The following is a 10026-nucleotide window of genomic DNA, read 5'->3' on the forward strand; positions in this document are numbered from 1 at the left end:
AGCCTGCTCGCGAAGGCAGCCTGACAGGCGAGACACATTCCAGACAAGAAAAAGCCCGCTGACTGTCACCAGTCCAGCGGGCTTCCTTTTGCGTCGTGCCTTAGTTAGCCACTGCCGCCTGCTCGTCCATCTTCTGACGCAAGCTCAACGGACGCATGTCGGTCCAGGTTTCTTCGATGTAGGCCAGGCATTCCTTTTTCAGGCCGCTCTTGCCCACGGTGCGCCAGCCGGCAGGCACCGCTTTGTAGTCGGGCCAGATCGAGTATTGCTCTTCGTGGTTGACCACGACCTGAAAGAGGATGTCCTCGCGGTCGAATACTGACGTCATGCTGTGTCTCCATCGCTGTAGGGTGGGCTGCGCGGCGTGCGCAGCCGGTATGTAGAAGGAACGTTGCGCGGCGCAAAAAATTTAGAGGCTGGCGGTGGCTGCGGCCATGGCCCGGCCGAAAATCTCGGCCACCCGATCGATTTCCGCGGAGGTAATCACCAGCGGCGGCAGGAAACGCACCACGCCGCCGTGACGCCCACCCAGCTCAAGAATCAGCCCGCGCTTGAGGCATTCACGCTGCACCAGCGGCGCCAGGCGACCGAAGATCGGCGGATGCCCCAATGCATCGGGCGCACCCGTCGGATCGACCAGCTCGACGCCGAGCATCAAGCCGCGCCCGCGAATGTCGCCCAATTGCGGGAAGTCCCGCTGCAGAATGCGCAGGTGCTCGCTCAGGCGCTCGCCCATGGCGGCAGCGTGCTCGCAGACCTTGTGTTCGGTCAGGTAACGCATCACCGCAGAACCCGCCGCCATGGCCATCTGATTACCGCGGAAAGTCCCGGCATGAGCGCCCGGCAGCCAGGTGTCGAGCCAGTCGCGGTAAACCACGACGGCGAGCGGCAGACTGCCGCCGATGGCTTTGGACATGACCACCACGTCCGGAATGATCCCCGCGTGCTCGAAGGCGAACATCTTGCCGGTGCGAGCGAAACCGCTCTGGATTTCATCGACGATCAGCGCCACGCCGGCCTGTTCGGTGATGCGCCGCAGGCCGCGCAGCCAATCGAGATCGGCCGGGATCACCCCGCCCTCGCCCTGCACCGCTTCGACGATCACCGCCGCCGGCAATTGCACGCCGGCCTCTGGATCATTGAGCAGGTTTTCCAGGTAGCTCAGGTTGACCTTCACCCCTTGCGCACCGCCGAGGCCGAACGGGCAGCGGTAGTCGTAGGGATACGGCATGAACTGCACGCCGTTGCTGAGCAAGGCGCCCAGCGGCTTTTTCGGCCCCAGGCTGCCCATCAGGCTCAGCGCGCCCTGGCTCATGCCGTGATAACCGCCCTGGAACGACAACACGGTGCTGCGTCCGGTGGCGGTGCGCACCAGTTTCAGGGCGGCTTCCACCGCGTCGGTGCCGGTGGGGCCGCAGAACTGGATCTTGGCTTCAGCAGCCAACGCCGCCGGCAGCAAACCGAACAGGTCCTGGACGAATTGATCCTTGACCGGCGTGGTCAGGTCGAGGGTGTGCAGCGGCAACTCATCGCTCAGCACTTGCTGGATCGCTTCGATCACCACCGCATGGTTATGCCCCAGGGCCAATGTCCCGGCACCCGCCAGGCAGTCGATGAAACGGCGGCCTTCGACGTCTTCGACATAAATGCCCTTGGCGCGCTTGAGCGCCAGGGGAATGCGTCGCGGGTAACTGCGGGCATTCGATTCCTGCTGGTTTTGACGGGCCAGCAACGGCGATTCGTTGAACTGATACAGCGTCTCGACCGGCGCCGGAGCGATCCGGGCCGACTGATCTTCCATAAGGCTGGTAGCGACTGACATCTCTCGACCCCTCAATAAGGTTTTCCTGTTCTGGAAACGCATCAGGGCGCCGAGGATTTAGACCCTCGATCAGCTTTCTATGAAGGCGGTGTCAGTGCCTTATGCATGGGAATGGCATGGAGCCCGGCCACGATGAAGATTTCAGCGCAGGGCCGGTACCCCAAATGGCGATAAAAAGCCTCGCTGGTGCGGGTGCTGTTGAGGCGAGCCTGGCCCAGTCCCTGATTGATCAACCAGCCTTCGAGGTCGTGAACCAGCGCCTCTCCGGCACCGCGACGAAACCATTCCGGCTGCACATAGCAGAACGCGACCTTGCCACTGATCGCCGCCATGGCGACGCCGACCGGCTTGTCCTGCAACAGGGCGATGTTCAGGTACAACCGTTGGTCGGTCAGCCACGGTTGCACGTGCTCGATGGTTTTGTTGTGGGTCCAGGTGGCGACGGTTCTCGGGTCGTTGCGATGGTCGAGCGCGCAGCCGACACGAATGGAGCGCTCGACGATCCGACTGATGATGCCGGCGTCGGCGGGGGTTGCCTTGCAGATGTGAATCGATGCATCCATGGCGCTGTTACCTCAATCCATTGAGAAAAAGCTGCCGGGGACGATAGCGCTGTGGCGAGTCGCTGACTAATGGAGAGAAGTTACATTTGATGTGCAACACAGCCTCCCTTGTGGGAGTGAGCCTGCTCGCGATGGCGGTGTAACAGTCAACATGGATGTTGGATGTTATGGCCTCATCGCGAGCAGGCTCACGCCCACAGGAGAAGTTGCGGTGTTGGTTAGAGGGGTTGTAGCGGCATGGTCAATTCAACCCGCAACCCATCCGGCCGGCTGTCGAAATGCAGGGTGCAACCGCACCGCTGAACAATCGCCTGGACAATCGCCAGGCCCAATCCGCAGCCGGTGCTCTGGCCGTTGCGCCAGAAACGTTGGGTCAGGTGTTGCAGGTCGTCGTCGGCAATGCCCGGGCCGTGGTCGCGGACCAGAAAGCGTGCGCGACTGCCAGTGGTTTCCAGGCTCAGTTCCACCGATCCGTCGCCCGGGGTATGGCGCAGGGCGTTGTCCAGCAAGTTGCGCAATGCGGCGATCGACAGCACCGCGGGCATCTGCACCGGGGCATCGGAGAACTTCGCTGGCATGTGCAGCTTGATCCGCCGACGATCACCGCTGGCCGCATCCTGAATCGCCAGTTTCGCCACCTGTTCGGCGCTGCATTGCACCCCGTCGTCGAACGACAGACTGCCCTCGACCCGCGCCAGCAGCAGCAATTGCTCCAGCGTGCGGTGCATGCGGTCGGCGCCCTCTTCTGCCCGTGCCAGGGACTGATCCCGGGCCGCGCCCTCAGTCATGCGTGCCACTTGCAGGTGGGTTTTGATTGCGGTCAGGGGGCTGCGTAATTCGTGGGCCGCGTCGCCGGTCAGGCGGCGTTCGCGCTCGATGGTCTTGCCGATGCGCTGGAACAGCTGATTCTGGGTGTCCAGCAACGGTTGAAGCTCGCTGGGCAGCGGCTGGATCTGTAAGGGTTCGAGCGAATCGGCGCTGCGGCGCATCAAGGCATCGCGCATCCGGTTGAGCGGCGCCAGCCCCTGGCCAATCCCCAGCCACAACAGGCACAGGCAGCCAAGCAACGCGACGCCCACCGGCACCGAAGCGGCCAGCAGGATCGACATGTTCAGCGCCTCACGCTCGATCTGCCGATCCGCCGTGGTAATGCGCAGATCACCGCGAGCCAGGGTGAAGCTGCGCCACGGCGCGCCGTCGATCATCTGATCGTGGAAGCCCATTTTCTCGGCTTCCAGGGTTTGTTGCGGATCGGTGTGACTGCGGGCGAGGATTTCGCCGCGCAACGAGCTGACCTGGCAGGCCATGCCACCCGGAATATTCAGTTGTTCCGCGCTGAAATGGGTGCCCTCGCCCTTGCTCGGCAACGCGGGCAATTGTTCCATCAGGCCGGCGACCATGCGCGCCGATGCCACCAGCCGCTGGTCGAGGGAAAACATCATTTGGTTGCGCAGGTCGCTGAGCATCCAGGCCGCCGCCAGGGCCCAGATCAGCGCAAAAGCGGCGCCGAGTGTCAGGCTTAGACGCAAACGCAGGCTCATCACTTTTTCATTTCCTCTCCACCATCGGCGGGCCCCAGGCGATAACCCAGGCCGCGCACGGTCTCGACAATGCCATTGCCGAGTTTGCGCCGCAGGTGATGGATATGCACGTTGAGGGCGTTGCTTTCCAGTTCGTCATTGAAACCGTAGACGCTGTCCTTCAATTGTTCGGTGGACAGCACTCGGCCACGGTTATGCAGCAAGGCTTGCAACAGCGACTGTTCACGCCGCGAAAGGTCGACGGACTGGCCGCCGAGCATGGTTTCCCGGCTGCTCGGGTCGTAGGTCAGACGGCCGTGTTCGATCAGGTTGACGCTGCGCCCCGCCACGCGTCGCAACAAGGTGTGCAGACGGGCGGCGAGTTCACGCAGGTCGAACGGTTTGAGCAGGTAATCGTCGGCGCCGGCCTGCAAACCGTCGACGCGGTCGGTGACCGAATCCCGCGCCGTCAGGATCAGCACCGGAATCTCCAGGCCACTGTGGCGCAACTGCTGCAACAACTTCAGGCCGTCCTCATCGGGAAGACCAAGGTCGAGCACCATGACGTCGAACTGAGCCACCTTGAGCATCGCCCGGGCAGCCGATGCCGTGGCGACGTGCTCCACCGTCAGGCCTTGTGCGGTGAGGCCGGCGACAATGCCGCTGGCGATCAGCTCATCATCTTCACAAACCAGTACGTGCATGGGCGCTCCATGAGTAAAAACGCGAGTCAAGCAGATGTGGATTAAGGCGCAATTATGTCAATTGCGAGGGATGACGAATAGCCCGGCTTTCTGTCACCCAACCAAATCAAACTTATTCATTCACCTTAGTTGCAAAGCGACACAAACAACCTCAAAAAAAAACTCTTATTGATTTTCGTAAAGCGATAAGCTCAGCCCGCAACTAATTCACAACACCAAAACATGACAACCCGACCACAAACCTGCTCTTGAACAACCAACAAACGTTTAACCATTGAAAGGAACAACAACATGCCAATCTTGAAAAACTTTGTCACCGTCGACTGGCGCTCTGGCAAAGATGGAATTCATTTCTTCTTCAAAGACATCAATAAATACTCTCGATACAGCCTTGGCGACAGGCAAGTTCCAAAGGGATACCCGAGCGATATTTCATACGGCAACTGGAATGACTTCCACTCCCATGCCAAAAACCTACGCTTTGGCTTAACCACCACTGATCTGATCAATGAATCTGAAGGTTATGACTCTGACGCAACATGGTTGTTTTTTTACGAAGGCACTACACCGACTGTCTGCAAGTATAATCAAGACACCGATAGAGTCAGTTATATAAAGCCTGTGGAAAATACTGGATGGGCTCCCATTCTTCCTTATTTCGATCGTATCATCGCAGTCACGTGGTGGACTCTAAACGAAACGGGCCACATATTTAAGTTCATCATGAGCGACGGAAAGCACTTCCAATTCAACTACAAAAGCAACTATTACAATCAACCCTCCATCTCCCCGACCGTCTGGAGCGGACTGTCCCCCTACCTCGACCGAATTATTACCGGCGTGCAAAAAGACAGTAATAGTGACGACAATTATTTCTACATCTTCCTGACTGGCAACGAATACATCATCTACAACCTGCAAATGAATCGTATACATTCTGGCCCGCACCCGGTGAATGAGGTGAATTGGCCCGGATTGCTACGAGACTGAGAATCCGTCGACTCGCGGTTAATCATCGGTTAATCGCCGCCTCCCATTGTGCACCTCACTTGCACAGGGATAAGGCTTACCCATGCGTCGACTGTTTCTTCTTTTTGTTCTCTTGATCTCGGGTGTGGCCCAGGCAGGGACCAATCCGTTCGATACCAAACCTGAATTTTTACCGGTGGAAAAGGCCTTTGTCTTTACTTCCGAGCGCCTTGAATCGGGTGAAACACAGCTCTTTTGGCAAATTACCGACGGCTATTACCTTTACCAGAAACGCCTGAAATTCGAGGGGCTGCCCTCGGAGCAACAGCCGCCGTTACCCGAAGGCGAAGCGCACAATGATGAATTCTTCGGCGAACAACCGGTGTATCGCCAAGGCCTGGAGCTGAAGATTCCGGCGGGCGCCACCGGTCAGATCAAGGTGGGCTTCCAGGGGTGTGCCGATGCCGGATTGTGCTATCCGCCGCAAACCCAGGTCGTGGACCTGGGTGGCAACGTTGCGGGCGCAACCAACGAAGCACCGGATCAGGCCCTGGCCAGCGGCCTGCAACAACGGGCGCTGGGCTGGAGCTTGCTGGTGTTCTTCGGTCTGGGCCTGCTGCTGGCCTTCACTCCTTGCTCGTTGCCGATGCTGCCGATACTGGCCGGCTTGATCGTCGGCAGCGGCGCCACGCCCAAACGCGGTTTCGCCCTGGCGACCAGCTACGTGGTGAGCATGGCGCTGGTGTATGCGGCGATGGGTGTGCTGGCCGCGCTGCTTGGTGCGAACCTTCAGGCGCTGTTGCAGAACCCCTGGCTGCTGGGCAGCTTCGCGGCGATATTTGTCCTGCTGGCGTTGCCGATGTTCGGTTTCTTCGAGCTGCAACTGCCGGTGGCGGTGCGTGATCGGCTGGAAAATGTGTCGCGCAATCAGCGTGGCGGCAGTCTGATCGGTGCCGGTGTGCTCGGGGCCTTGTCGGGGCTGCTGGTCGGCCCGTGCATGACCGCGCCGTTGGCCGGCGCCCTGCTCTACATCGCACAAAGCGGTAATGCGCTGCATGGCGGGCTGATTCTGTTCGCAATGGGCATCGGCATCGGTGTGCCGCTGTTGTTGCTGGTGACCGTGGGCAATCGCTTCCTGCCCAAACCCGGCGCCTGGATGAACCTGCTCAAAGGCGTGTTCGGTTTCCTGTTCCTCGCCACCGCCCTGCTGATGCTGCGCCCGGTGCTGGATCAATCGCTGTGGATCGGTTTGTGTGGCGCCTTGCTGCTGATTGCCGCCTATAGCGCCTGGAAACAGTCGGAAGGTTTTGGCCGCGTCGCCCATCTGTTCGGCGCCAGTGCGCTGTTGCTCGGGATGTGGGGCGGTCTGCTGATGATCGGGGCCGCCGGGGGCAGTGATGACTTGCTCAAACCGTTGCAGGTCTACAGCGCTTCCGCCTCTTCCGGCAATGCCGCTCGCCCGACCGGCCATGAGGCCTTCACCACGATCAACAATCCGCAAGCGCTGCAACAGGAACTGGACGCCGCCCAGGCCCAGGGCCAATGGGTGCTGCTGGACTACTACGCCGACTGGTGTGTGTCGTGCAAGGTCATGGAAAAACAGGTCTTCGGCAAAGCCCATGTGATGGCAGCGCTGAGCGATGTGCGCTTGCTACGGCTGGACGTCACCGCCGACAATGCCGACAGCCGCGAACTGCTCGGCCGTTATAAAGTGCCGGGGCCACCGAGTTTTCTGTGGATCGGCGCAGACGGCCAGGAGCGCCGCAGTCAGCGCATCACCGGCGAGGTCGATGCCGACACCTTCCTGCAACGCTGGACCACCACCCGAGACGCCCGTTAATGCTGACCTTTACCCTCGGCACTTTTGCCATCGCGCTTAACCATCTGCTGCTGATCAGTGCCCTGGCGCTGGCGACGTTTGTCGGCTGGCGGGTGGCCAAGCGCGGTGGAGAGAACCCCGAGTCGGCGCTGTTCAGCCTTTTTTTGCTGGGCATGCTGGCGGCGCGGGTCGGGTTCGTCGGCGTCTACTGGGCCCACTATCGCAACGATCCGTGGCAGATCATCGACCTGCGCGATGGCGGTTTCCTCGCCTGGCCCGGGGTGATTGTGCTGCTGCTCACCGCGCTGTATCGCGGTTGGCGCCGACCGGGTCTGCGCCGCCCGCTGGGGTTTGGCGTAGCCAGCGGGTTGGCATTCTGGCTGCTGGCGACTTTTTCTCTGAGTATTTACGAACAAGGCACGCGCCTGCCGGAAATCGCCCTGCGCAACGCCGCCGGCGAAACCGTGCAACTGGCGGACTACAAGGGTGGACCGCTGGTCATCAATCTCTGGGCCACCTGGTGCCCGCCGTGCCGCCGGGAAATGCCGGTGCTGGAAAACGCCCAGCAACAGCGCCCGGACCTGACCTTCCTGTTCGTCAATCAGGCCGAAAGCATGCAAAGCGTCAGCACCTTCCTCGAAACCCAAGGCCTGAGCCTGACCAACGTGCTGTTCGACGGCAGCGGTCGACTGGGTCAGGCCGTGGGTTCCATGGCATTGCCGACTACGCTGTTCTATAGCCCCGACGGTCGATTGCTGGGCAGCCATTTGGGTGAACTCTCGGATGCCAGCCTGGCCCGCGCCCTGGAAAACTTCGACACCCCTTCTCCTGCCGTACCGGCCACCTCTTCAAGGAAACTGCCATGCCCCGCCTCCGCCACCTGCTGACGCTGACTCTGGGCGCAGCGCTGCTGCACCTGCCGTCGGTGCAGGCCGCCGAAGAATTGCCTGAAGCGATCAAGAAGATCGAAGCCAAGGGCGCGAAAATCGTCGGTCAGTTCGACGCACCCGACGGGCTGCGCGGTTACGCCGCCCAGTACCAGAACCGCGGTATCGCGCTGTACCTGACCCCGGACGGCAAGCATGTACTGCTGGGCAATCTGTACGACGCCGAGGGCAACGACCTGAGCAGTGCACCGTTGCAGAAACTGGTCTACGCGCCGATGTCCAAGGAAGTCTGGGCCAAGATGGAAGCCAGCAACTGGATCGCCGACGGCAAAAAAGATGCGCCACGCATCGTGTACTTGTTCAGCGACCCGAACTGCCCCTACTGCAACATGTTCTGGGAACAGGCTCGGCCGTGGGTCAAGGCCGGCAAAGTGCAGCTGCGGCACATCATGGTCGGGATCATTCGCGAAGACAGCCCGGGCAAATCCGCCGCGCTGCTGGCCGCCAAGGACCCGAGCAAGGCGCTGGAAGATCACGAAAAATCCGGCAAGGGCAGTTCGCTGAAAGCCCTGAAGGACGTGCCGCCGGCGATTCAGGCGAAATTGGCGGCGAACATGCAGTTGATGGAAGACCTGGAACTGCAGGCCACCCCGGCGATTTTCTACATGGACGACAAGGGCGAGCTGCAACAGCAGCAAGGCGCGCCTTCGCCGGACAAGTTGGTGAAGATTCTCGGGCCCAAGTAGTTTGCTGCAGAGACTTGGTGACCACACCGGCCCCATCGCGAGCAGGCTCGCTCCCACATTTGAATGCATTCCCCCTGTGGGGGCGAGCCTGCTCGCGATGGGGCCAGCAAGACCGACTAATTTCTCTCAGCCAGAAACTTCAACAACACCTCCGTCACAAACGGCGGATTCTCCAGATTGGAGATATGCCCCGCCTCCGGCACCAGCACATACGGGCAGCCAATCAACCCGGCCATTTCCTTCGTTTCCGACGGCGGCCGCGGCTTGTCCTGATCGCCACACATCACCAGCGTGGTGGCAGGGTTCAGCTCGCCCAGACGCGGCAACAGATCATCTCGCCCAAACGTAATCCGCCCCATCGGCACAATGCTTTCACGCAGACGTTCGGACGGCAACGCCGCCAGTTTCGCGCGAAAATCCTGATACAGGGCCGACTGTGGATCGATGCCCGGACGGAAGAAAATCGGCACCACGATGTCGAGCAACTGCGGCGCGATCACGCCGGTGTCTTCGATCTGTTTGAACAGCGAGAAATAGTATTGGCGAGTCGGTTCCGGCTCGACGCCGACGTAAGTGTCCATCAGCACCAGGCCATTGATCCGCTGTGGCGCTGACAGCGCCAGTCGCACGCCCCACATGCCACCGACCGACAGACCGACCAGCGTGACACGATCAACGTCCAGATGATCGAGCAGCGCCAAGGCCTGGCGGGCGATGTCATCCAGCGACTTCGTGCCTTCGGGAAGTGGCCCGGATTCACCGTGGCCCCACAGGTCCAGGGCAATGACCCGATAGTGTTGCGACAACGCAGCAATCTGCGGTGCCCACATGGCTTGGTCCCACAGGTAGCTGCCGGCCAGCAATACGGCCGGGCCGATGCCTTGATCGATGTAGTGAAGGGGCTGTCCGTCAATCGTTACAAAGGGCATTAACTGTCTCCTTTTTGAAGGGAATTCAACAAAAAAAGCAGAGGCAGCCTGAGCCGGTCCGAAGCGG

At 60.6% G+C, this 10026-nt stretch carries 10 protein-coding genes; 4 read left to right on the forward strand and 6 right to left on the reverse strand.

All coding sequences use genetic code 11. The features are described from left to right. Positions 1–100 precede the first annotated feature (100 nt). From FBY01_RS16290 to FBY01_RS16310, 5 genes are all read right to left on the reverse strand, one after another. Positions 101–328: an MbtH family protein gene (locus FBY01_RS16290; RefSeq protein ID WP_010461182.1), complete on the reverse strand. Its 228-nt coding sequence runs from the start codon at positions 326–328 to the stop codon at positions 101–103. Between the two features lie 81 nt (positions 329–409). Further along, positions 410–1822, reverse strand: a complete 1413-nt coding sequence (locus tag FBY01_RS16295; protein ID WP_010461185.1) for an aspartate aminotransferase family protein — start codon at positions 1820–1822, stop codon at positions 410–412. 77 nt (positions 1823–1899) lie between these two features. Continuing rightward, positions 1900–2385: a GNAT family N-acetyltransferase gene (locus FBY01_RS16300; RefSeq protein WP_010461187.1), complete on the reverse strand. Its 486-nt coding sequence runs from the start codon at positions 2383–2385 to the stop codon at positions 1900–1902. A 218-nt stretch (positions 2386–2603) separates the two neighbouring features. Continuing rightward, entirely contained in the window at positions 2604–3929 is a 1326-nt protein-coding gene (locus FBY01_RS16305) for an ATP-binding protein (protein WP_102594882.1), read from the reverse strand. Further along, entirely contained in the window at positions 3926–4609 is a 684-nt protein-coding gene (locus FBY01_RS16310) for a response regulator (protein WP_145308596.1), read from the reverse strand. The genes FBY01_RS16305 and FBY01_RS16310 overlap by 4 nt, the downstream gene beginning before the upstream one ends. Before the next feature lie 291 nt (positions 4610–4900). Here FBY01_RS16310 and FBY01_RS16315 point away from each other — a divergent pair, with 291 nt between their 5' ends. From FBY01_RS16315 to dsbG, 4 genes are all read left to right on the forward strand, one after another. Next, positions 4901–5599 carry a hypothetical protein gene (locus FBY01_RS16315; protein ID WP_145308598.1) on the forward strand — a complete coding sequence of 233 codons (699 nt, stop codon included), beginning with the start codon at positions 4901–4903 and terminating at the stop codon, positions 5597–5599. Between the two features lie 82 nt (positions 5600–5681). Then, positions 5682–7418, forward strand: a complete 1737-nt coding sequence (gene dsbD, locus FBY01_RS16320) for a protein-disulfide reductase DsbD (RefSeq protein WP_077747888.1) — start codon at positions 5682–5684, stop codon at positions 7416–7418. Then, entirely contained in the window at positions 7418–8284 is an 867-nt protein-coding gene (locus FBY01_RS16325) for a TlpA disulfide reductase family protein (RefSeq protein WP_010461196.1), read from the forward strand. Before dsbD ends, FBY01_RS16325 begins: the two co-directional genes overlap by 1 nt. Beyond that, positions 8260–9030 carry a thiol:disulfide interchange protein DsbG gene (dsbG, locus tag FBY01_RS16330; protein WP_145308600.1) on the forward strand — a complete coding sequence of 257 codons (771 nt, stop codon included), beginning with the start codon at positions 8260–8262 and terminating at the stop codon, positions 9028–9030. The genes FBY01_RS16325 and dsbG overlap by 25 nt, the downstream gene beginning before the upstream one ends. Positions 9031–9146: 116 nt before the next feature. On the opposite strand, the gene FBY01_RS16335 is transcribed toward dsbG, so the two are convergent. Further along, positions 9147–9959: an alpha/beta fold hydrolase gene (locus FBY01_RS16335; protein ID WP_145308602.1), complete on the reverse strand. Its 813-nt coding sequence runs from the start codon at positions 9957–9959 to the stop codon at positions 9147–9149. Positions 9960–10026: the final 67 nt, after the last annotated feature.

Source organism: Pseudomonas sp. SJZ077, assembly GCF_007993905.1.
GTDB classification, from domain to species: Bacteria; Pseudomonadota; Gammaproteobacteria; order Pseudomonadales; family Pseudomonadaceae; genus Aquipseudomonas; species Aquipseudomonas mandelii.

Excerpts from the sequence above, each read along its gene's own strand:
- FBY01_RS16290 (WP_010461182.1), bottom strand. The coding sequence starts at position 328 with ATGACGTCAGTATTCGACCGCGAGGACATCCTCTTTCAGGTCGTGGTC.
- FBY01_RS16295 (WP_010461185.1), bottom strand. The coding sequence starts at position 1,822 with ATGTCAGTCGCTACCAGCCTTATGGAAGATCAGTCGGCCCGGATCGCT.
- FBY01_RS16300 (WP_010461187.1), bottom strand. The coding sequence starts at position 2,385 with ATGGATGCATCGATTCACATCTGCAAGGCAACCCCCGCCGACGCCGGC.
- FBY01_RS16310 (WP_145308596.1), bottom strand. The coding sequence starts at position 4,609 with ATGCACGTACTGGTTTGTGAAGATGATGAGCTGATCGCCAGCGGCATT.
- FBY01_RS16315 (WP_145308598.1), top strand. The coding sequence starts at position 4,901 with ATGCCAATCTTGAAAAACTTTGTCACCGTCGACTGGCGCTCTGGCAAA.
- dsbD (WP_077747888.1), top strand. The coding sequence starts at position 5,682 with ATGCGTCGACTGTTTCTTCTTTTTGTTCTCTTGATCTCGGGTGTGGCC.
- FBY01_RS16325 (WP_010461196.1), top strand. The coding sequence starts at position 7,418 with ATGCTGACCTTTACCCTCGGCACTTTTGCCATCGCGCTTAACCATCTG.
- dsbG (WP_145308600.1), top strand. The coding sequence starts at position 8,260 with ATGCCCCGCCTCCGCCACCTGCTGACGCTGACTCTGGGCGCAGCGCTG.
- FBY01_RS16335 (WP_145308602.1), bottom strand. The coding sequence starts at position 9,959 with ATGCCCTTTGTAACGATTGACGGACAGCCCCTTCACTACATCGATCAA.